Genomic DNA, 23,449 nt, shown 5'->3' on the forward strand with positions numbered 1-23,449 from the left:
ATTCCGGTAATTTGATGTGCTGCTTTTGTATCATTAGAAAACTCTTCTTTTATACTATCCCACCAACCCATACATTTCTAAATATACTAAGTCGAATAGCATAATTCCATGTGGGTTATCTTTTACAGTACGGAAGGATACTTGTCCAGGCTTAGGGTCAACACCCCAATTAAAGAAACAGCAGATTAATTCGGGAAGCGCGGCACCAGAACTTCTTCTTTCTGATTTATGAGGCTCTTGTATAATCCTTTAGCATAGTAACAATATCTGTTTTTGAAGTAGCTTTCATCATTTTGTTAATGACTTGCCTATCTTGTAAAAGATTGATTATCGACTGTAAAACATGAACCTGATTAGAAGAATCCTGAATGACAAGCATAAAAATAAGGTGAACTTGCACTACTTCTCCTTTAGCAACCATATGCTGAAAAAGGACAGGTTCTTTCAAAATGCATACAGCAATTGTAGCTTTATTCACGTGGATACTATCGGTATGAGGAATAGCCACTCCAATTCCATCTATAAGCAATCCAGTAGGGAACTTTTCCTCTCGATCAAGAACTGCTTGCTTGAATGTTTCTTTAACGTATCCCTTTTCATGAAGCTCATCGGCTAATTTCTCCAGTACTTGTTTTTGTTCGTTTTCTTCAATTAAAAAGGTCAACTTCTCATTAAAATAATCCTCCGTTTTCAAAACTTTATCCTCCTTGTATTCTCCTTTTACCAACCACTGCCTCTTATACTAAACTGTTCTTTTATAAAACCTGTTAACTCTTAGCTAGGTTACAATACCATCGAAAACTTGATGACTGAAAGTATGCTTTCAGTCCGTGAGCAAATTAAATTTGTCTTTACTTTGACCAATAGATAATCAACTACTTTTTTAAATGGTAGATTCTTCATTTTCTGTCAACCCGATTATATAGGCTTCCTTTTTTACAACTCTTTAATCCAAGGAAGGACTACACCCGTATTTTCACCTACAGTATATAAAAAGGTGGGTAATATATGAAAATATTTGCTTTTGATTAGACAGCGACTTTGTGAGAGCGAAAAGTGGCTACAATGACAATCACCCTACCCAAACCATAATAATTAGACTATTGACAATTGTTGTAAGTATGCTATTATTTAACTAAATAATCAAATATTTAATGATTCACTAGGGGTGCCTTTTAAAAGGGCTGAGATCAAAGTAATTGACTTTGGGACTCTTTGAACCTGATACGGATTGATGCCGGCGGAGGGAAGTGAAAGAACGGATATCGTAATATACTTGTTTAATGATGCGATAAAACCACTTTCCCCATATACGGAAAGTGGTTTTTTTATTTTTTCAAATAATCTTAAAGGAGAAACTTGGGATGAATGATTTTAACAGTCAAGGTGATACATGTGGAGAACTTCATATTATCTCAACTGGTGAACAATCACCCGAAATGTTTGTATCCATTGCTGCAAAGTTAAACGAATATGTAGATGCTTTTCATATTCGGGAGAAATCATGGTCTGATTACCAATTGACTCAAACAATCAAACTACTCCATTCCAATGGCATTCCACTTGAAAAAATCATCGTCAATCACCATATTGATGTAGCCAACGCAATGCAGGTTCGGGGCGTTCAATTAACTTATCAAAGTATCGATGTATCAGTGGCAAGAAAAGCGTATAGATCCTTACACATTGGCTGTTCCGTCCATACCGTGGAAGAAGCTGTTTTCGCTGCTTTACATGGTGCAGATTACTTGCTATATGGTCATGTATTTGAAAGCCGCTCAAAACCTGGCGTAAAGCCAAAAGGATTGGATGGCTTGAAACAAGTCGTTCAGCATGTATCCATTCCAGTAATTGCAATTGGTGGCATCACCTCTCAAAATACGCCACAGCTTATCAATCATGGTGCAAGCGGTATCGCGGTTTTATCAGGAGTGTTATTGTCCAGTGATCCTGTTGCAAAGGCAATCTCCTATAGGCATGCATTAAGAAAGGGGGCAAAAAATGAAGAAACATTATGACGTCATTATCGTTGGCGGGGGTGTCATCGGCAGTTCCATTGCATTCTATTTGAGTAAGCGTAATTATCATGTACTCGTTGTAGAAAAAGAGGCACTCGCTCAAAAAGCATCACGTGCTGCTGCAGGCATGTTAGGTGCGCAAAATGAAATAGGTGAAAATAGTCCGCTTCTTCCCTTTGCTCTTAAAAGCAGAGCAATGTTTCCGGCCTTAGCGGAAGAACTTCAATTTTTATCTAATATCAATATTGAGCTTATCCAAAGTGGGATTATAAAAGTTGCCCAGTCAGAAGAAGAGGCGGCACACTTACGGGCAATCGCATCCTTTCAAGAGAGATTAGGAGAAAAAGCAGAATGGTTGACTACGATGCAAGTGAAGGAAAGAGAACCAGAACTTTCCGAAGTTGTACAAGGCGGATTATATTTGCCAAATGACGGTCAAGTGTCAGCCCCACTTTTATCCAAAGCATTGGCCCAATCTGCAGCTGCTTTAGGAGCAGACTTCCTGGAATATACCGAAGTACAGGAATTAATTCAAGAGAATAACCGGATATCCGGTGTAAGAACAGGAACAGACATCCATCTCGCCGATCATGTCGTTATTGCGGGCGGTGCATGGAGCAAACAAATCTTAGAGAGAACGGGCATATCATTAGAAACGTATCCCGTAAAAGGCGAATGCTTTTCCGTAAATACGCATAAACGTATCATCACATCAAGTATTTTTTCATCTGGGGGCTATATCGTTCCGAAGTCTGGCGGCAGATTAATTATTGGTGCTACAGAAAAGCCAGATACGTTTGATGAATCTGTTCAACTGGATGGACTTTATTCGTTAATGACTCAAGCGGTAAACATCATTCCAGCATTGAAAAATGCCAAATGGGAGAAGGCATGGGCTGGCATTCGCCCGCAAACAGGAGATGGATTGCCGTATCTCGGAGAACATCCACATGTTGCAGGGCTATTCGTTGCAACTGGCCATTACCGAAATGGTATTTTATTAGCTCCTGTTACCGGTTTATTAATGGCTGATATGATCGATGGAAAGGCTGGCGATCACCCGTTTTCTATCAACAGAATTCCATATATGAAGGAGGCGAACATATGAACCTGCTAGTGAATGGAAATGATTTACAAGTTCCAAGTGATGTAAATACGATTGCTGATGTCATTACCCATTTTTTTGAACAGGACCCCATTGTCATTGTGGAGCATAACGGAGAAATTTTGGAGAAAAATCACCATACTGAACGAATCGTCGCAGATGGTGACAAAATAGAATTGGTACAATTTGTAGGAGGCGGATGACATGTTAACGATTGGTAAAAAACAATTTAATTCCCGATTACTTTTAGGAACCGGGAAATACCCAAGCTTTGCTATTCAGAAAGAAGCGGTTGACGTATCAGAAACAAATATTCTAACCTTTTCGGTGCGCCGGATGGATATCTTTGAAGCCTCCCAGCCGAATTTCCTGGAAAGAATCGACTTGAAAAATTATGATCTTTTACCCAATACAGCCGGTGCAAAAACCGCTGAGGAAGCGGTTCGGACAGCCAAACTTGCGAAAGCATCCGGACTATGTGACATGGTGAAAGTCGAGGTGATTGGCTGTGATAAAACCTTGCTGCCAGACCCTGTAGAAACATTACGGGCTACGGAAGAATTATTGAAAGAGGGATTCATTGTACTTCCCTATACTTCCGATGACGTCGTTTTGGCACGAAAACTGGAAGAATTAGGTGCCCATGCGATCATGCCCGGTGCATCCCCTATTGGCTCAGGGCAAGGTATTATTAATCCGCTTAACTTAAGCTTTATTATTGAACAAGCAAATGTGCCTGTCATTGTTGACGCAGGAATAGGTTCTCCAAAAGATGCTGCCTTTGCAATGGAGCTCGGGGCTGACGGGGTTCTTTTAAATACAGCTGTTTCCGCATCCCATGACCCTGTCAAAATGGCTGAAGCGATGAAACTCGCTGTAGAGGCAGGTAGACTCGGCTATGAAGCAGGTCGCATTCCAAAAAAACGTTATGCAACCGCAAGCAGCCCAACAGAAGGGATTAGCATCTAATGAATGACCGTTATTCCAGACAAATATTATTTTCGCCCATCGGTCAAGTGGGACAGAAAAAGTTGGCAGAGAAGCATGTCCTACTGATTGGTGCAGGTGCACTTGGTACAGGAAATGCGGAGATCCTTGTTCGTTCTGGAGTTGGAAAAATAACCATCGTTGACCGGGATTACGTCGAGTGGAGCAACTTGCAGCGTCAACAGCTGTACACAGAGAGTGATGCGAATAGTCGCATGCCAAAAGTCATTGCAGCAAAAAGAAGATTAGAGGAAATTAACCGGGATGTGCAAATTGAAGCCAAAATCATCGATGTCACCCCGTTGGAAATGAGCCAGCTTACCGATGGCGTTGATCTAATTATTGATGCAACAGATAATTTCGATATTCGACTCATTATCAATGACATATCGCAAAAACATCATATTCCATGGATATACGGCGCTGTCGTTGCAAGCTACGGCATCAGTTATACGATTCTTCCAAATGAAACGCCCTGTTTGCATTGTTTATTGCAACAAGTGCCAATGGGCGGGATGACTTGTGATACGGCAGGTGTTATCAGTCCCGTTGTTCAGATGGTTGTTGCCCATCAATCGGCAGAAGCTTTAAAAATTCTAACCGATAATCGGGAAGCATTGAGACGGCAACTCATTTCCTTTGATCTTTGGACAAATCAGCAAGCTTCCATTGATGTCAGCACGTTCAAAAATACAAGCTGCCATTCCTGTGGTCAAGCACCGACATACCCACATTTAAATTATGAAAGTCAAACAAAGACAGCCGTACTATGTGGGAGAGATACGGTTCAGATCAGACCGACAGCAGCTGGAAATCGAGACTTAGAAACGATTGCGGCACGTCTTTTCAATATAGGAAAAGTCGAACAAAATTCATTTCTATTATCTTTTACGAATGAACCGCATCGTTTGGTCATGTTTCACGATGGACGTGTACTTGTGCATGGAACGAATGATGTGACCGAAGCAAAATCATTATATTACCGGTATTTCGGATGAGCTGTGAAATGCCATTCTCTATATGGTATTTCAATTGAATTAGATAGAAACTAGTCTGGAGGGCGGTATGTTGGAAGTTTTACAATGGTTTGTCGATTTGGGAGCGAGTGTGATGCTCCCAATGATTATTTTTATTTTTGCAGTACTGCTTGGTACAAATCCAGGAAAAGCATTGTATTCCGGATTGATTGTCGGCGTTGGTTTTGTAGGATTGAATCTCATCTTAAACTTACTCACGACGAGTTTAGGACCTGCGGCGCACTCCATGGTCGAACATTTCGGTTTAAACTTACAAACAATTGATGTTGGCTGGCCTGCTGCAGCAGCTATTTCCTATGGAACTGCACTTGGAAGTCTTGCTATTCCTATAGGAATTGGAATCAACCTATTATTATTGACTTTCGGATTAACGAAAACAGTCAATGTGGATATTTGGAATTATTGGCATATTGCTTTTACAGGATCGCTCATTTATGCGTTGACAAATGATTTCGCGTTAGGTCTATTTACAATCGCAGTGCATGCTATAGTGGTGCTCTTCATGGGTGATATGTTAGCGAAAGATATGCAACAGTATTTTGGATTAAAGCAAATTACCTTTCCACATGCCGCATCCGCACCATCCTATTTTTTAGCGAAACCATTAAATGCCGTTTTTGACAAAATCCCAGGATTTAATATGTTAAAAGCAGACCCAGCTTCTATACAAAAACGTTTCGGAATGTTCGGACATACGATTGTCTTAGGTGCATTGCTTGGTTTGCTTATCGGTTTAGTTGCAGGCTACAACATCCAAGATATATTGCAACTATCTATACAGACTGCTGCCGTCCTGTTTTTGATGCCAAAAATGGTTGCCTTGTTAATGGAAGGACTGACACCTATTTCAGAAGCTGCCAGTAAAAAACTAAAGAATAAGTATCCAGACAGGGAGCTCTATATCGGAATGGACAGTGCGCTAGCAGTAGGACATCCCGCTGTATTATCCGCTTCCTTAGTCATGATACCACTTACGTTATTTCTAGCAGTCATTTTACCCGGAAATAGAGTTTTGCCATTCGGTGACCTAGCAACAATCCCATTTTTAATTTGTTTAATGGTACCTGTGTTTAAAGGAAACATCGTCCGCACAGTCATCGCAGCAAGCATTTACATCAGTGTTGGATTATATATCGCTACATGGCTATCCCCGATATTTACGGAAATGGCTTTGGCTTCGGACTTTGATATAGGAAGTAATTCCAGCGTCTCTTCCCTTGTTGACGGTGCTGTTTGGACAACAGCCATATTCGCAGGGCTAGGAAAATTATTAAGCTGGTATGGGATTGGTGCAATTGGTTTAGGTGCTTTAGCCGGCTTAGTTTATGTAAATAAAATGAAAAAGGACGGAAAATAAACATGAAAAAAGTGTTAGTCATTTGCGCGACAGGGATTGCTACATCTACCATCATCATGGCGCGATTAACAGAATGGTTGAAAAACGAAAACCTCCTGGAACATGTGGAACTGCATCAAGGAAAAGTCAGTGAAGCATTCCATGTACAACAGGATTATGACTTTATCATCTCCGCTACGATCGTTCCGGATGATTTAAAGGAGAATGTGATTGATGGAGTTCCATTGTTAATAGGTAATGGATCAGAAGAAGTTTTTGAAAACATTAAAAATAGAATTCGTAGGTGAACCGCGGGGACAGGAACCCTGGTCCAACTCATACAACGTACCGGGGAATGAGCCTGTTTCGACTAGTAAATCAAAACACACCTATATTATACTTGTAACAGATGGTAGATGCAGAGTGAGCAATTAAAATCGTTCTCCAATGTTGAGGCCTGTATATTGAACAGAGAAACCAGGCTCAGCACTGCCAACGCACTCGGCGAAAATGGTCCGCGGTGCCTGTCCCTGTGGACCTTTCAAAATATATTGTTTATAGTCTTGGAGACTTTATGTTTGGTAGAAACAGAAACCCGGTTGACAAGGATACATTTATTTTTCAGCAAACCTTCCATTTTGCCTTTGACGAGCTAACGGATATAAAGTTTATCCCAACAAGTATTTCTTCTGTTACGAATCGAAATAACTACCAACCGACTCCTCTGGAAGGGAACGAAGCAGAACGGGTGCTGAATAAGATATTGACCCTGAGTGAGGAAATACCTGAGAATACTTTTGCTTATAGAGATTATAGTTCGGAGGAAAGTATTTCTGTGTTTTCGAGTGGGGAGTAGGTTGTTAAATAAAAGGTTTTATCATTCGTGGTTTTTTGATTGATATAATAATGGGTCTAAGATATAAAGTCACTTGAAAGGGGGCTTGTTGCCTTTATACTTACTTCTAGAAGATACTTAGAAAAGATACAATTGAAATATTAAAAGCCTCCAAAAAGATATTCATTCCGTTCTTTTATCACTGCTACCAGAAGTTAAGTCAGACAAGGAACCAATCTGGTCGGTTAGCTACAAAAGGAATTGTGCCTGTACCCACATTGCATCACCTACGAGTAGTCTTTATTCTTAATGAATATGGATATCGCTTGATTAAGTTCTTCGCCAAGCAGATCCGAGATAATATCTTTTGGAGTATCTTCTAGACCTTTCGTATAAGCTGGCGACACAACAGGACCCGCAAACTCCCATATTTTCCCGGATGGGTCTTTAAAAACACCGTCACCATAACGGACACAGGGACAGGATTTATCCCCATGTCCATTCTACAAGACAAGCATTGCAACCAAAATTCCCACAGCGCTCATAAGAATAGAAAATGGAAAGTTAACCTTCGTAATGTAGTATGGTGAAACGCCAATTGTTTGTGAGGTAAGTGTTGCATTAATACCATAAGGTGCAGAAGCTGATGTTGCGAGCGCAGATATGATTAAGACGATTCCTATACTCATCGGGTTAATTATACTGAATAACGGGCTTAATACTTCCAATAAGATGGCAATCGTTGCAACAGGATGCACCCCAATTAACCCCATCGCAAAATAAATCAATGTAATTAAAATAAAGTTGAATAGATAATAGTCGGAGAACTGACCAAAAATGTTCTGCAGAATCTCTGGGATCGACGTCTGGTTAAATCCCTCCGAAAATAATGCAAGTGAAAGAAATAACACCATAAAATTTTGCATACCATTATTATAATTCTTCCAGTTTTTCCAACCAAATCTGAAAAACGTGTAAGGAAGACGCATGAATATTGACCAAATAAAAGTAAACGGAAGAATGACTAAAGATACCGTTAAAATAAAATTAAGTTCAAACATATAGTTATTCACGATGATGATAGTAAAGAAAGCAAACAAAACAAAAAATAATTTCATCAATGCTCTCATTAATTGTTTTTTATTTACATTTGTAGAATCGACAATCTCAATTTCAGAAAAACTTCTTTTACTCAAGTAGACATCGATAATGGCTAGTAAAAAGGAACATAATAATAGCCAAGGGAGGTAGGACAAGAAGCTCACATTGGTAGCATCGACCGTTATTCCAACAATAATTTCCATCGGACTCCAGATTACTGCAAGAGAGAAAGTTCGTAATGTAACCTTAATAATAAAATCATTTCTGACCGTTTGATCTATCCCTTTTAACTTATCCATAAGAATCTGTTGAACTAAGAAAATCGCCGAGATATTTATAAAAATTAACAAACTATATGTAGTTGAGATACTCTTTCCATACATTTCGGCCAACTGATTGTTTTTCGCGTAAATCATATCTTTTAGATTTTGATCGTATTCACCAAGACTAAATGCACTCGCCATCCAAGGAAGCATACTTAAAAATATTAGCATGGGGAAATTATTAGTGAATTGCTGTGGAATCATATACCAAGCAACTCCCGAAGCAAAACTCATAGAAACACCAGTCACTGTAAAAATCACACTAATCAATTTAAATAAATTTGTTGCCAAAGGCCAGGAAAGAATGAAAACAACCAATGCGCTCCAACTAATAATGGAATGAATGGTGGAGGAATGTATAAATATATTCAGGATATATAATAAAAATACAATTCCATAGATAAGATAAAACTGTATATATTTCAACCGCTAACCCTCTTTTCCTGTTTAGATTTCCTTTCAAAACATAGGAGGAGGCTAAGTAACGTATACTTAACCTCCTTGTAATACATCATTATGCTTGTTTTAAGGTTTCGATAAAGTCATCAATAAATCTTTCTGCATCAACATTAAGGCAAATGTTAACATTTGGCTCCTTTTTCCACAGATTTCTGAAATCACAAATGGTTTGTCCATAATTAAGCGGACTTACAGTTTCCACATCTACAAAGTATTTTTTCGTTTCGATATAGGAAGGGTCAAGAAAGTAACCGATAGTTAATGGATCGTGTAATGCACAACCATTTGTTCCATACTGTTTTTCACTAAAAGCACGGAAAACTTTTGTACTGTTTAATACAAAATCATAATATTTAGTTCCCTTTAACTTTTCAATATGCTCAAGCTTCATATAAGTCTGCAGTGTTACATCAAGACTTACCAACGTTACTTCTATCCCCGAATGAAACACAATTGAAGCTGCTTCTGCATCAGCAAAAATATTGAACTCTGAATTCGGCAACTTATTCCCTTTCCCGGCCATCGATACTAAGCCACCCATAATGATTACTTCATTAATCCAATCAGCGATTTTCGGTTCTTTTCTCAAAGCCAATGCTAAGTTAGTAACAGGACCGACCATTATAAGGGTAAGATCCCCTTTATATTTTTTAGCTTGCTCTATAATAAAATCGGCAGCAAATTGCTCTTCGGTTTGGTTTTCTATCTTCATATCATCCAAAGCATTTCCAATTCCATCGGTACCATGGACTCTAAACTCATATTCAGGCTCACGAATCAACGGTCTATCAGCTCCAGGATATACTTTGATATCCTCTCGTCCGATTAATCGAAGTACTTTTCGTGTGTTCCGTTCGGTCATATGCAAAGGAACATTTCCACTTACAGTTGTGATTCCAAGCAAGTCAATTTTTTTACTTTCTATTCCATAAATAATAGCTAGCGCATCATCCACACCTGTATCGACATCAAGTATTATTTTACTCATAAAATATCCCATCCTTATAAAAGATTTTTAGAAAAAGAACATACCTACAATTGCTCCATTTAACAAATTAGCTAATGTTGCGACAATTAATGATTTAAACGCCATTCCTTGAATTTCATGCTTTCTCTTCGGTGCAATTCCTAGCATGATTCCTAATATTATTCCAATCGATCCAATGTTAGCAAAGCCAGCTAAAGCAAATGTCATTACGGCTACTGATTTATCTGAAAATTGCCCCATAACTTCTGCAAAAGAAGTAAAAGCAACAAATTCATTTAAAATCATTTTTTCACCAAGTAGACTACCTGCGAGTAATGCTTCATTCCAAGGAATACCAATAATTAAAGCTAATGGTGAAAATATATAACTGAATATTAAGTTTAGGGATAAGTTGCTCATTCCAAAAATGGACCCGATTCCACCCAGCATGATATCCAATAAAGCAACAAGTCCGATAATTGAAATTAACACCATTGCTGCATTGACAGTAAGACTGACGCCGTCACGGGAACCATCAATTACAGCATCCATAAATGTTGATTTTTCTCCTGTTGCGGAAGCGTTAAAGTTATCAATTTCCTTCCATTCTGATTCACTGAGCTCCTTGGTTTCCGGAATAACTAACTTTGCCATCATCAGTCCGGCTGGTGCAGACATAATTGCTGCAGATAATAAATAATCAACGGGAACTCCTAATGCGACTAATCCAAAAAGTACTGCCCCAGAAACGGATGCAAGACCCCCAACCATAATTGCAAAAATCTGTGAACGTGAAATTTGGCTGATGTATGGTTTTACAGAAATAGCAGATTGCGTCATACCAAGGAACATATTCGTTACTGCGTTTGTAGATTCTACGTAGCCAGTTTTCATAAACTTGGATATAAAACCACCAACGATCCTAACAAAAAATTGCATAATTTTAAAATGATAAAGAATCGCGATTAGTGCTGTTAAAAACACCATAATGGTTAATACATTGATAATGAACACCGAACCAACCACTCCATTTGGGTTAGCCAGTTCACCAAAAACAAACTGTAATCCTTCTCTTCCAGCCGTCATGATGGCATCTACACCGTTAGAAATAAATTGAATAAAGGATATTCCAATGCTCCATTTAAATACGATAAAACCTAATATAACCTGTAACAAGAATCCGATTGTTACCGTTTTCAAATTAATTGCTTTTTTATTCTCAGACATTAAATAGGTTATTCCAACAATAATAGCACAACCTAGTAGGCCCCATAAAATTGATATCATTACATTCACCCCTTCTATTATTTTTGAACTTTCACTAGAAATTCATTTACTTCATCTCTTTTAGGCATACCAGCTTGTGCACCGACTTTACCTACAGACAAAGCTGCTGCTGCGTTTGCAAAATTAATTGCTTCACTTAATGATTTACCTCTCGCAATTTCTACGGCAAAGGCTCCATTAAAGGTATCTCCTGCACCAGTGGTGTCTTTTACAGAAACTGCATACGCATGAACGGATTTCACTTCACAAGTGGGAGTTATAAATTCAGCACCATGTTTGCCCTTCGTGGTAATCAATTTATTCGTAATCGATTCGTATAAGGGCATGGAACGCATAGAAAACGCTTCACCTTCATTTGGTGTAAAAAAAGTTGCTTTCGTTAAGATGTTTTCTGGAATATATTTGTAAGGTGCTGGGTTAACGATCACAGGAATATGATGTTCATAACCTAGATTGACAATATAACTTATCGTTTCCATAGGAATTTCAAATTGTAGAAGAATGATGTCACTCTTTATAATTACTTCTTTAGAAGCTTCTACAATTTCAGGTGTTAATTTGGAATTAGCACCTGACGAGACGATAATCCGATTGTCATTTTCGGATATAATAATGGTTGCAATTCCAGTTGATGTCTCAGAAAAAATTTGAATACCTTCACGTTTTATATTTTCTAAGTCAAAGTGCTTGAGAAGCATTTTCCCAAATGGATCATCCCCAATAGCTCCAACAAGCGACACTTCAGCACCTAATCTTGCAGCTGCAACTGCTTGATTTGCTCCTTTTCCTCCTGGATTTGTTCGAAATGTCCCGCCTAACACTGTTTCTCCTTGGCCAGGCATTTTATCTACCGCCGTCACCATATCCATGTTTATACTTCCAACAACACAAACCTTTGGGTGGTCATTCATTTGTTCAGCTCCTTTCTTTTGTAGATTCTCTTTGGATTAATGTAACCTTATATTCTTCTGATGGAATCCTTCTATCTGGTTCTTCAATTTGTTGAAGTAGTATTTCGGTAGCTCTTTTTCCAATGATATAGATAGGTTGTTCCATCGTTGTTAAAGTAGGGGAAGTAGTTCTACCTATTGTGATACCATCAAAGCCAATAATTGATAAGTCGTTAGGAACGTTTATTCCAAGATATTCGGCTGCTTTGAGCACACCAATAGCCATCAAATCATTTGCAGCAAAAATACCATCTACTGTTGAGTGACTTGTTAATAGTTCTTTTGCTACCTCAAAAGCATCTTCATAGGTGTAATTTCCAAATCTAATATAATCGTCTGAAAACCGATATTCTTTCTGCACGACGTCTAAATAACCCTTCATCCGCTCGCTTGAACTAATAATATCTTGTGGACCAGCTATATGTGCGATATGTTTACACCCGGTTTCTTTTAAATAACGAACGGCGATTTTTGCTCCTTCACGATTGTTCACAGTAACAGCTGGAAATTCTGCATCAAGTTTACGATCAAGGGCAACAATTGGAACTTTTATTTCCCTTAGTTGTTTTACAGACATGGTACTGGAAACGATAATTACACCATCAATTGACTTTTGTAAAAGTGCATTTAAATAATTGACTTCTTTAGCGGGATCATTGTCTGTGTTACAAAGGATAAAGGTGTAATGATGCATATTGGAAATATCTTCTACCGCACGAGCAAGTTCAGGGAAAAATGGGTTCCTTATATCCGGAACAAACAGAGCAATCATTTTCGACTTTCCTTTAAATAGACTTCGAGCCACATCGTTCGGTCGATAATTTAATTCTTTAATCGCCGCTAGTACCTTTTCTTTCGTACGCTCATTTACATAACCGTTATTATTCATGACGCGTGAAACTGTTGCTACAGAAACATTAGCCAGTTTAGAAACGTCTCTCATTGTAACCATCCTTTTACTCCCCAATCAATTTATTCCACCCCTCAATTGTCAAATAACAACCAATATGTAACGGGTTACATATTATATTAAAAAAAGTTAGGTGATTATGTAACCCGTTACATATATATTAAAGCGGTTTCATTCTGATGTCAAGAAGAATTTAAAAGTTGTACGGACAGTAAACTTAACACCAGATTCCCTTCTATTTGATTTTAGAAATTAAAGACCTCTACAAACTTTTGAAAAACTCGGTGCAATACATGCTGGTATTATGGCGGCTCCTTTTTTAACGATGAAGGATCTTCCTCCAGAAGAATATTATTTCTACAGCTTTACATACGTTCTGTCGTCTTCATTACCTTGATGAACATCATTTTTACAGTTTTTCCTGCTCACTTTGACCTTCATCACTTGATGAAGAGTCATTTCTGCAGCTTTTTCATCACATTTTGATCTTAATTCTGCAATCTACTTTTATTATGATATGTAATTAAACAGTCTAGATTGTAAAGAAAGGCCAAAGCAAATCATCATACTCATTGAAATAAAATAGGCCTTTTACCCGCAAATACATCCTTTACATTTCCTCATTACTAACGGATAAAGTGCCTGCCCTCTGTATATTATTAGAATATTTATAACTTTATTACTACAAAACCCACACAAATAAGACTATTGTAATATTTACTGGACGATCTACACCTGCTATGTTTATTTATGAATAAAATATTCTGAATAGTTGGTAAGTTTATCTTACTAACTAACTTAGTCAACAAGGAGGGTAGATTGTTTATATTTGCTAACTATAAGACGGAAGGGGTTTAACTTATGTTAAAGAAAAAAGCGCTTTATTTGCTGTTGTCACTCATTCTTATCGTTTCGGTTCTCCCTTTTAATGGACTAGTTAAAGGAGAAGAAAAACCAGATGTTGAACTTTGGAATGTAATTAAGCCACTTGATACGACTGTCACTTTCTTAAATACTGGGGCGCATCCGGATGATGAGCGCAGTGATTTCCTGGCTTATTTATCTCGCGGACTCGGTGTGAAGACAGCGAGTTTAATTGCAAACCGTGGAGAAGGCGGACAAAATGAGATCGGGACAGAATTAGGTAATGGTCTTGGGATTATTCGCTCCAATGAAATGATTGAAGCTGCTGAAATCACAGGAGTAAAAGCCTATCACTTAAGTGATACTGTTTCGGACGCTATTTATGACTTCGGTTTCTCAAAATCGCCGGACGAAACCTTAGAAAATTGGGGAGAAGACGTAACCTATGAGCGTTTTATCCGCCTTCTTAGAACCTACCAACCGGATATTGTCATGCCGTCATTTCGCGATGTCGACAGTCAGCATGGCCACCATAGAGCAATAACGATTTTATCAGAACAAGCATTTGAAGATGCAGCAGACCCTACTGTCTTTCCGGAGCAGCTAGAAGAGGGATTATCTGTTTGGCAAATCAAGAAATTATACCTTCCAGCTGAGTCCGCAGAAACAGCAACCACGTCGATAGAAATTGGAGATTATGATCCAATCTATGGGATGACCTATCCACAGCTTGGAGAGGAATCCAGATATATGCATAAAAGTCAGGGTATGGGAAATGACATTCCTGCTGAACCTAGACAAACCCACCTAGAATTAATAAAACAGGCCAATGTGAATGAACAGAATAATGATCTATTTGCTGGAATACCATATGATTTTAATGAATGGGCTGAAATCATACCTGCAAAAAATGTCCAAGTACAATTAGGAAAATTACAGCAACAATTAGATGAAATCATCGACTTATATCCAAGCAGGGAAGCTATTTTACCTAAGTCTCAAGAGACATTAAAAGATGTTGAGAAATTAGAAAGAATGATCAACAACGTCGACATGAATGAGGATTTAAAAAATGACTTGCTTCATAAACTTCAATTAAAAGAAGAACAATTACAGGAAGTAAGTTTTGTGACATCCAGTCTCAAGATAGAACCAGTAATTGATTCCAACGTCTTAACACAAGGACAGCAAAGTCAAGTGACAATGGAGATTACGAATGAAGGAGACGAAAAGATTAAGCATATCGAAGCATCGCTTGCGCTACCAAAAAATTGGAATCAGGTAGGTTCACAGGCTATCGGTCAATTGGAACCTAATCAGTCAACAACAGTAACTTTTGATATAACTGTACCAAGTGATGCAGATTACTTTGATCCGTATGGCGAACCGGTACTACAAGGTAAGATTGAATTTGAAGAGAAAGGTACGACAGTGACTAAATTCATTGATTTTGATAATACCGTTGCTGTATTACCAGAATTAAGTGTCACTCCGGAACCTAAAAACGTAACCATCAATACTGCTGATGTACAGACAGATATTCCAGTTACGGTTAACATTAAGAACTATTTTAAAGGTGAGAATGATGGAGTTGTTTCATTAAACCTGCCTGATGGATGGACAAGCACTCCGGAACAAACGGAGGTATCCTTCGCAGAGCAGTTTGAGGAAAAGGAAGTGACATTTGAGGTCAACCCTCCTTCCGAATTAGAAGAAGGTGATTTCTCATTTGATGCCGTTGTCCAATCAAATGGTAAGCTATATGATACAACCGTACAGGAGATCAGTTATGACCATATTAAAGATTCGTATTACCAATATTCATCAACAGTCAATACAATAGCATTTGAATTATTAACAGAGGATAATCTTAAAATAGGATATATCGAAAGTGGCTTTGATGAAGTTGCTGATTATTTACTAAATGCTGGTATGGATGTGGATAAGCTTACAGCTGAAGACCTCTCATCCGGGGATCTATCACAGTACGACACAATTGTTACAGGAATCAGAGCATATTTATCACGTCAGGATCTTGTAGAAAACAATGAAAGACTGCTTGAATACGTGGAAAACGGTGGACATTACGTCGTGCAGTATCATAAGCCTGGTGATAATTGGGATACAGATTTAACTGCGCCATACTCGTTAGAAATTGGCAGGCCATCCATCCAATGGCGTGTCACAGATGAAACCGCGGATGTAAACGTGTTACAACCTGAACATAGACTGTTTAACTATCCGAATGTAATTACAGACAGTGACTGGGATAATTGGGTCCAGGAAAGAGGACTCTACTTCCCAATGAATTGGGATGATCGGTATGAAACGTTCGTAAGCATGGCAGATCCGAATGAAGATCCATTTACAAGCGGTATATTACTTGCTGAATATGGTGAGGGAACTTACATGTATACAAATCTCGTATTTTATCGCCAAATTGATAATCAGGTTCCAGGTGCTTATCGTATATTTACTAACTTAATTAGTTATAGTAAAGACTAGAACAAAAGCGCGGGGCGCCTTGATCACCCCCGACAAGCTTAAGTAGAAACTACCTGTGGCGTTCTTTGCCACAGGTAGTTTCTACTTAAGACCTCGAGGGGGTAGGCGCTGGAGCTGGACGTGGCTGTTTATGTGAAAGAGTTAATTGCTGCCAAAATTAATTCTCATATTTTCAAAAAAAATAGCCCAATAAGGTAGCTACTACCTTGTTGGGCTATTAATTTTATTAAGTATATTATTTCATACCAGTCAATGTAATTCCTTTTATAATATGTCGTTGCAGAAGAATAAATACAAGAATGATTGGTATGACTGAAATCGTTGCCCCCGTCATAATTAAATGCCATTGCGATTCGGCTTCTCCTGAGGAAAAGAAGGATAAACCGACTGGAAGTGTTCGTAGACTAGGTGATTCAATGGCAATTAGTGGCCATAAAAAGGCATTCCAGTTACTTAAAAATGTAAAAATAGCTAGGGCAGATATTGCTGGCCATACTTGAGGTACAGCTATCTTAAAGAAAATGACATACTCATTCATGCCATCAATTCGGGCTGCGTTCAAGAGGTCGTCCGGTATTTGTTCCATAAATTGCCTCATTAGAAATACCCCAAAACCAGTCATTAACCCCGGAAACAAGACCGCCCAATACGTATCGGTCCATCCTAATTCCGAACTCATCATATACCATGGAATAATAAGCATTTCAGTAGGAACCATCAATGTACTTAAAATTAATACGAAAATAACCGTGCGACCAACAAACCTAAATTTAGCGATAATATATCCAACAAGTGTATCAAAGAATAAAACACTGATCGTCGTAATGACAGCAACGATAAAACTATTGATGAACCACCTGACGAACATGCTTTCCTCTAAAATCTGAAGATAATTACTTAATGTCGGATTCTCAGGGATAATACTTAAGTTAAATATATCGATTGGTGCTTTTAAAGAGGTGGAAACCATCCAAATAAATGGAAAAAGCATAACAACAGATCCAAGTAGTAAGATTAGATATGGCAGGAATTTTCTGAGTTTCATTGTTTCAACCTCCTTTGCTAGTAATCAAATTTCTTCGTCAGAACTTTCATTTGGAATAGTGTTAAAGCTAGAATAAACAGAAATAATATAACCGTTGCTGCTGAAGCCAGTCCCATATCAAACTGTCGGAAAGCAAGCTGATAAATATAGACAACAACGGAAATCGTTGAATTTAAGGGACCCCCACTTCCATCCATACTCATATTGACAACTTGTGTAAATGAAACCTGGATAAACGTAATGGTTCCAATAACTGCCGAAAATACAATGGTTGGATTTAGCAATGGAAATGTCACATGCCAAAATTTTTGCCATGGGCTGGCTCCATCAATATCAGCGGCTTCATACAGCATTTCTGGTATATTTTCTAAACCAGCCAAAAATAAAATCATCTGAAAACCGATGGATTGCCAAATCATCGCACCGATAATGACATATATTGCCTGATCGGGCGAATTCAAAAAGGGCTGCGGTGGAAGTCCTAAATTGACCAATACGTCATTAATGATTCCATTCCCCATTAAAATCCATTGAAAGACCCAGCTGATCGCAACAATACTTGTTACATAAGGGATGAAATATATCACCCTGAAGAAACCAACAAATCGGTTAATTTTATGCAATAACAGGGCGACAATGATGCCAAATATCAATTGACCTGAAACACCTAACACAATATATATCAATGTATTAAAAATCGATTTTATAAAAACTTCATCCTTAAAAAGGGTCAAATAATTTTCAAATCCCACAAAGGGTTGTATATCTGTAGATAGAAGATTCCAATCTCTAAACCCTACATTGAATGTAAATAGAGTAGGTAAAATACGAATTCCAAGATAAAAAATAATTGGAAGCAGTAAACAGGTGTATACAAATAAATATTTTTGATATTTAAGGTTACCTCTGAATTTATGCGTTAACGACTTCTTTTCTTTCTGGGGTGGTTTATTTTCTTGATTATGATGATGTGAAGAAGAATACTGTTCCATGTTGCACCTCCCTTAATTGATAAGGACCAAGGTAGAGTAACCCTTGATCCCCTAAAAAAGTATTATTTATCACTCCAATATGCATCATAAAGTTCCTGGGTGGACTCCACTAATTGATTAAATGCTTCTTCCGGATCCATTCCTTCCATTAACACCCGATTTGCAGCGTCAATGACAAGGTCACGTTCTTTCGTTTCATCAACGAAGAAATGTGCATTGGCAAATGGCAACGATTCGATGAACGGACCATAAATTTCATCGTTTACATATTTGTCCTGCATGGCCACAGCTTCTTTTGCCGGTAGTTCTCCAGTAGCATCTAACCATCTTTCCATCACATCATCACTTGTTAAAAACTCCAAAAACTTTGTAGCTGCTTCTAGTTTTTCTCCTTCTACTCCTGCTGTAATTCCATTCGTCCAGAAAGAGGAATTCGTTGACTGTGCTTCCTTGCCTGGGAGTGGAGCAACGGCATAATTCAAATCAGGTGCATCACTTTGCAGTGTACCAATTCGAAATGACCCATCAACGTTCATCGCAGCTTTTTCCGTAACGAAGGCTGTTACATCATCTGTATAAAATCCTTGTTCAGATGTACCAAGATCGGTTGGGAAGCTTAACCAATATTTAAATGCTTCCAAGCCTGCAGGGTCATCACCCCAAACGACATCTCTTCGGTCCTCGCTTAATACTTGACCACCTGCTTGGATTGTTAAACCATCTCTAAGCCATTGGTGACCTTGCTGTGCAGGTTCCCAAGCCATACCTGATTGTTCCAAACGACCGCTTGAGTCTGCTTTTGTTAATTGTACTGCATAATCCTCCAGTTCTTCCCAAGTAGTCGGTGGAGAATCTGGATCGAGTCCTGCTTCCGTAAATAAATCCTTATTATAGAACAATGCAAGTGTTCTTACTGCAGTTGGAATGGTCCAATACTCGCCATCCATTTTTGTAGCTTCCACTAAAGGGAAAAACTCACTTTCAATTTCATCATGTGGAAAAGCATCTTGCGGAAGTGGCTGTAAATACCCCGCATCTACATAGGTTGGTACCCAGCCATAAAATAAGTTGATGACATCTGGCCCTCTGCCTGCGGGAACTTGCGCCGCTACTTGTTCATTGTACTGATCATATGGAAAGTTTGTCTGTTCTACTTTAATACCAGGATTCGCTTCCTCGAATTCTGCTATTAATTCATCCATCAATTTTACCTTTGAATCAAACGAGTATTGCCAATATTCGAGTGTGATTTCACCACCTGTACCTTCTGAATCATCTGCTTTTGCGCCATTTTCAGAATCCCCTTCATCACTTGAGCATGCTGCTACTACAAGCAATAACAAAATTCCCAATAAAATAAATTGCCACTTTCTAACCATTTAAAAACCCCCTATAAAAATATTTTAAAGGACCGAAGTCTCTCTAATTTAAATGAAGACTACACTTTCAAAATAGAATCATGCTCTTTTAACAACAAGTAACCTGCACCTACTAATGAGACATCTTCAACCGTCGTAATGGATACTTCCGTTTGGATGGGTAAGTGCTTTTTCATAGTTGCAGACAAATATGGTAAAAAGGAGTCCATTGACTTTGATATTCCACCCCCTAGAACAACTTGTTGCGGGTTTATAATAGAAATGACATTGATTAATGCATAGGAGAGATGAGAGAGGAATTCATTAATGACTTTTAACGCAATTTCATCTCCAGCAATTGCCATTTGAAATATTCTTTCAGCAGACCAATTCTCTGAATCGTTATTTTTTTCGCCTAAGTAATGAAGCATTCTTTTTGTAATAGAAGGGCCTCCAACATGGTTGTCTAGAAATCCATAACCAGCGAAAGTTTGGTCATACTTTTTATGCGCCGCGTCTTTATCGGTTACCATATAACCTATCTCTCCAGCTGCGTAAGAGGCTCCCCGGTATAAATCGCCATTTATTATAAGTCCACAACCAATACCAGTACCGAGTGTGATCATTAAAATATTATTATTTGTTTCACCGGCACCTTTCCACCACTCACCTAATGCTGCAACATTCACATCATTATCGATATATACAGGACACTTAAGAAGGCTTTCCAACTGTGATTTTAAGGGTGTATGTTTCCAGTTTAATGTCGGTGCATCAACAACGATGCCATTCTCAACATCCGTAATTCCAGGAACTCCAATTCCGACTCCCAATACATGTTCTATCTCAAACCCACATTCTCTTAAGAGATTATTAACATGATCCGCAATTGTATGGACAAAGTTCTCGCTAATATGTTTCTGTGTGTCAAAAGCAATTTTATTTATAATCGTTCCGGATAAGTTTAAAACCGCAATTTCAACCGATGTTCCCCCAATATCAATTCCAACAATGTAGGATGCATTTTCATTAAAGGAAATTCGAAAGGGTTTCCTGCCGCCCGATGAACTTGCTTTTTCACTTTCCTTTTCCCGAATCCATCCTTCTTCTAATAGTTCATCAACTATGTTAGAGACAGTTGGTTTACTAATTTTTAAGGCTTTTGCAATATCAGACCGAGAATGGCCTTGCTTATTTTGTATGTACTGCAAAACTTTCCGTTTATTCATATGCTTTGTTGAATTGAAATCCATTTGGACATTACGGATAGTAATAATTTTTCACTCCCTTCATTATGAAATAGCCAATAAGTTAGTAAAGTTTACTTATTAATTAAATTTATAATAATATGAAAATTATCTATTGTCAACGGTTACAAAACTTAATATTTATTTTATTTTAATTAAAAACACTATTGTAAAAATTATACTTTACAATAGCAAAAGTATTCCTATACAATGTTTAGTAAGTAAATCTTACTAACTTAATTCAAGTAAATACGAATGCTGAGGTGTTTAAATGAGGGTGATTAGAGAAGAATTTGAAGTGAATGATGGGGTGAGCTTTCCTGGTAAAACGTACGTCGATGAACTTTTAAAACCGGTATTCGAGGATCAGAAAATGTACCTATTTGAAGCGATGTTTAAAATTCATGAGGCACACACAACGATGCTGACCGAGCAAGGAATTCTAACGCAAAAAGAATGCCAAACAATTTTGGAAGGCCTTCACGAGGTGAAATTGCTCGATCAAAGCGAAATACGTTATTCCTCTCAATATGAAGATTTATTTTTTTTAGTAGAGTCCAGGATTGGGGAACATATAGGTGATGAATTAGCTGGGAAAATGCATATAGCAAAAAGCAGAAATGATATGGGAGAAGCGATGTATCGCATCGTTATAAGAGAATACATCAATCAAGCTATTGAAGATGCAGAACAGTTAAGTAAAGTTATCCTTTTACAAGCAGAACAACATGTCGAATCGATTATGCCAGCTCATACACATACACAGCCTGCTCAACCAACAACTTTTGGGCATTATCTCGTAGCTATTTTCGATAATCTAAATCGTGATATTGATCGGTTGAAACAAGCATATCGTACCGTAAACCAGTCTCCAATGGGTGCAGCTGCCATAACTACGACAGGTTTTCCTATCAATCGAGAACGAATGGTGGAACTACTTGAGTTTGATGGTTTAATAGAAAATTCCTATGATGCGATTGCAGCAGGTGATTATTTAATGGAAGCAGCTCAGGCCCTGGTAAGCATCATGACGAATATGGGAAGATGGCTACAAGAATTTCTGCGAATGGCTTCAAAAGAAGTCGGGTTGATTAAAGTTTCTAATGCGTACATTCAGATCAGCAGTATCATGCCACAAAAAAGAAACCCAGTCTCCATTGAACATTCCCGCGCATTAGCCAGTAGTGCTGCAGCAGAAGGTTTGGCCGTCGTTCACATGATCCACAACACCCCTTTTGGCGATATTAATGACACAGAAGATGACATGCAGCCTCATATTTATGGAGGTTATCGAAAAGCGATACGGGTATTGCGATTAATGAGAGCAGTTGTTCTCACATTGGATTTCGATAAAGCAAGGGCATATCAACAAGCACGGGAAAATATGATAACAATTACGGACCTTGCAGATATATTAGCACGCGATTATGGTGTACCTTTTAGAAAAGCGCACAAGAAAGCGAGTATTATTGCAACAAAGGTAAGTGAAACGGGAAAAGAATTGTATGATGTCCCCTTACCATTAGTAAATGAATGGCTAGATGATGTTCAATTAAAAAAGAGCGATTGGGAGGCAATCGTGGACCCTAAGCATTTCGTAAAAAGCAGAAATATCACAGGTGGAACAAATCCGGAAGTAGTTCGAGAAATGATTGAAAGAAGGAAATTAAAGTGGTGTTGAATAAACTATTTTTGAACCGGGGGGAACAGGAATGAAGTGAACCCTTTGACCTTCACCAACCAAATTGTAATAAATAATTGCACAAACAAATGTAAGTTATGTAAAATATAAATAGAATTATAATAAAATAAAAATAGCCTGAGCGCTGTTACACTCAACCTAAGCTACTACATGCCGCATGAAGAGAGGCTGGCCAATTGCATTTGGTGTTTCAATCAAGAAGAAGTAATTACCCTACTCTTTGGACCAGAGCGGATGGGTGATTACTTCTTTTTTTTATTGTTGACAACCATAATGACTGTGACAACTGCTGTAAATGTCGTAACTAAGGAAATGCCAAATTGAAACAGCATATCCATTGCGTCATAAGTCACCATATACACCCCCTTTCTTTCAGGGTGTGCCAACCGCCCATCCGCTTTATGCAGCGATGTAATTATTA

The 23,449-nt window shown here is 38.2% G+C and carries 20 protein-coding genes, 1 pseudogene and 1 riboswitch; of the genes and pseudogenes, 10 read left to right on the top strand and 11 right to left on the bottom strand.

Translation table 11 applies throughout. The features are described from left to right. Positions 1–226: 226 nt before the first annotated feature. Positions 227–694, bottom strand: coding sequence for a PTS sugar transporter subunit IIA (locus tag A4245_RS10190; protein WP_199860670.1), 468 nt, complete (start codon positions 692–694; stop codon positions 227–229). A gap of 460 nt (positions 695–1,154) precedes the next feature. Then, a riboswitch (TPP riboswitch) is annotated at positions 1,155–1,266 on the top strand. A 98-nt stretch (positions 1,267–1,364) separates the two neighbouring features. On the opposite strand from A4245_RS10190, the gene A4245_RS10195 reads away from it, so the two are divergent. The 8 genes and pseudogenes from A4245_RS10195 to A4245_RS10230 form a co-directional block, all read left to right on the top strand. Then, on the top strand, positions 1,365–2,018 hold the full coding sequence (locus A4245_RS10195; RefSeq protein WP_067727628.1) for a thiamine phosphate synthase: 654 nt from the start codon (positions 1,365–1,367) through the stop codon (positions 2,016–2,018). Further along, positions 2,002–3,126, top strand: coding sequence for a glycine oxidase ThiO (gene thiO, locus A4245_RS10200; RefSeq protein WP_067727629.1), 1,125 nt, complete (start codon positions 2,002–2,004; stop codon positions 3,124–3,126). The genes A4245_RS10195 and thiO overlap by 17 nt, the downstream gene beginning before the upstream one ends. After that, entirely contained in the window at positions 3,123–3,326 is a 204-nt protein-coding gene (gene thiS, locus A4245_RS10205; RefSeq protein ID WP_067727630.1) for a sulfur carrier protein ThiS, read from the top strand. The genes thiO and thiS overlap by 4 nt, the downstream gene beginning before the upstream one ends. A 1-nt stretch (position 3,327) precedes the next feature. Further along, a complete protein-coding gene (locus A4245_RS10210; protein ID WP_067727631.1) occupies positions 3,328–4,092 on the top strand; it encodes a thiazole synthase in 765 nt (254 codons plus the stop codon). Continuing rightward, positions 4,092–5,108: a thiazole biosynthesis adenylyltransferase ThiF gene (locus A4245_RS10215; RefSeq protein WP_067727632.1), complete on the top strand. Its 1,017-nt coding sequence runs from the start codon at positions 4,092–4,094 to the stop codon at positions 5,106–5,108. Before A4245_RS10210 ends, A4245_RS10215 begins: the two co-directional genes overlap by 1 nt. A 67-nt stretch (positions 5,109–5,175) precedes the next feature. After that, the gene (locus A4245_RS10220) at positions 5,176–6,504 is read left to right on the top strand and encodes a PTS galactitol transporter subunit IIC (protein ID WP_067727633.1); all 1,329 of its coding nucleotides are present in this window, start codon (positions 5,176–5,178) and stop codon (positions 6,502–6,504) included. Between the two features lie 2 nt (positions 6,505–6,506). Then, entirely contained in the window at positions 6,507–6,791 is a 285-nt protein-coding gene (locus A4245_RS10225; protein ID WP_067727634.1) for a PTS sugar transporter subunit IIB, read from the top strand. Between the two features lie 236 nt (positions 6,792–7,027). Then, positions 7,028–7,339, top strand: a pseudogene (locus A4245_RS10230) (CapA family protein); the annotation flags it as partial. Positions 7,340–7,821: 482 nt separating this feature from the next. Here the strand turns inward: A4245_RS10230 and A4245_RS10235 are convergent. The 5 genes from A4245_RS10235 to A4245_RS10255 form a co-directional block, all read right to left on the bottom strand. Beyond that, on the bottom strand, positions 7,822–9,168 hold the full coding sequence (locus tag A4245_RS10235) for a hypothetical protein (RefSeq protein ID WP_067727636.1): 1,347 nt from the start codon (positions 9,166–9,168) through the stop codon (positions 7,822–7,824). An 88-nt stretch (positions 9,169–9,256) separates the two neighbouring features. Continuing rightward, complete coding sequence (locus tag A4245_RS10240) at positions 9,257–10,189, bottom strand: nucleoside hydrolase (RefSeq protein ID WP_067727637.1); 933 nt, start codon at positions 10,187–10,189, stop codon at positions 9,257–9,259. A gap of 27 nt (positions 10,190–10,216) precedes the next feature. Next, positions 10,217–11,455: a NupC/NupG family nucleoside CNT transporter gene (locus A4245_RS10245; protein ID WP_067727638.1), complete on the bottom strand. Its 1,239-nt coding sequence runs from the start codon at positions 11,453–11,455 to the stop codon at positions 10,217–10,219. Between the two features lie 17 nt (positions 11,456–11,472). Continuing rightward, a complete protein-coding gene (gene rbsK / locus A4245_RS10250) occupies positions 11,473–12,366 on the bottom strand; it encodes a ribokinase (protein ID WP_067727639.1) in 894 nt (297 codons plus the stop codon). 4 nt (positions 12,367–12,370) lie between these two features. Then, positions 12,371–13,357, bottom strand: coding sequence for a LacI family DNA-binding transcriptional regulator (locus A4245_RS10255; RefSeq protein WP_067727640.1), 987 nt, complete (start codon positions 13,355–13,357; stop codon positions 12,371–12,373). A gap of 819 nt (positions 13,358–14,176) precedes the next feature. Between A4245_RS10255 and A4245_RS10260 the strand changes: the two genes are divergently transcribed. Continuing rightward, on the top strand, positions 14,177–16,684 hold the full coding sequence (locus tag A4245_RS10260; RefSeq protein ID WP_067727641.1) for an NEW3 domain-containing protein: 2,508 nt from the start codon (positions 14,177–14,179) through the stop codon (positions 16,682–16,684). A gap of 235 nt (positions 16,685–16,919) precedes the next feature. Here the strand turns inward: A4245_RS10260 and A4245_RS10265 are convergent, their stop codons facing one another. The 4 genes from A4245_RS10265 to A4245_RS10280 all read right to left on the bottom strand — a co-directional run bounded on the left by A4245_RS10265 (position 16,920) and on the right by A4245_RS10280 (position 21,332). Further along, positions 16,920–17,729: a carbohydrate ABC transporter permease gene (locus A4245_RS10265; RefSeq protein WP_067727642.1), complete on the bottom strand. Its 810-nt coding sequence runs from the start codon at positions 17,727–17,729 to the stop codon at positions 16,920–16,922. A gap of 17 nt (positions 17,730–17,746) precedes the next feature. After that, positions 17,747–18,721 (bottom strand): carbohydrate ABC transporter permease, encoded by a 975-nt coding sequence (locus A4245_RS10270; RefSeq protein WP_084268760.1) that lies wholly within the window; start codon positions 18,719–18,721, stop codon positions 17,747–17,749. A 62-nt stretch (positions 18,722–18,783) separates the two neighbouring features. Continuing rightward, positions 18,784–20,100: an extracellular solute-binding protein gene (locus A4245_RS10275; RefSeq protein WP_067727643.1), complete on the bottom strand. Its 1,317-nt coding sequence runs from the start codon at positions 20,098–20,100 to the stop codon at positions 18,784–18,786. A gap of 59 nt (positions 20,101–20,159) precedes the next feature. Next, positions 20,160–21,332, bottom strand: coding sequence for an ROK family transcriptional regulator (locus A4245_RS10280; protein WP_067727644.1), 1,173 nt, complete (start codon positions 21,330–21,332; stop codon positions 20,160–20,162). A 265-nt stretch (positions 21,333–21,597) separates the two neighbouring features. Between A4245_RS10280 and argH the strand changes: the two genes are divergently transcribed. Next, positions 21,598–23,007, top strand: a complete 1,410-nt coding sequence (gene argH, locus A4245_RS10285) for an argininosuccinate lyase (protein ID WP_067727645.1) — start codon at positions 21,598–21,600, stop codon at positions 23,005–23,007. 263 nt (positions 23,008–23,270) lie between these two features. Here the strand turns inward: argH and A4245_RS20590 are convergent, their stop codons facing one another. Beyond that, positions 23,271–23,384: a putative holin-like toxin gene (locus A4245_RS20590; RefSeq protein ID WP_234402393.1), complete on the bottom strand. Its 114-nt coding sequence runs from the start codon at positions 23,382–23,384 to the stop codon at positions 23,271–23,273. Between the last annotated feature and the right edge of the window lie 65 nt (positions 23,385–23,449).

The organism is Oceanobacillus damuensis, from assembly GCF_001618145.1.
GTDB lineage: Bacteria > Bacillota > Bacilli > Bacillales > Amphibacillaceae > Oceanobacillus > Oceanobacillus damuensis.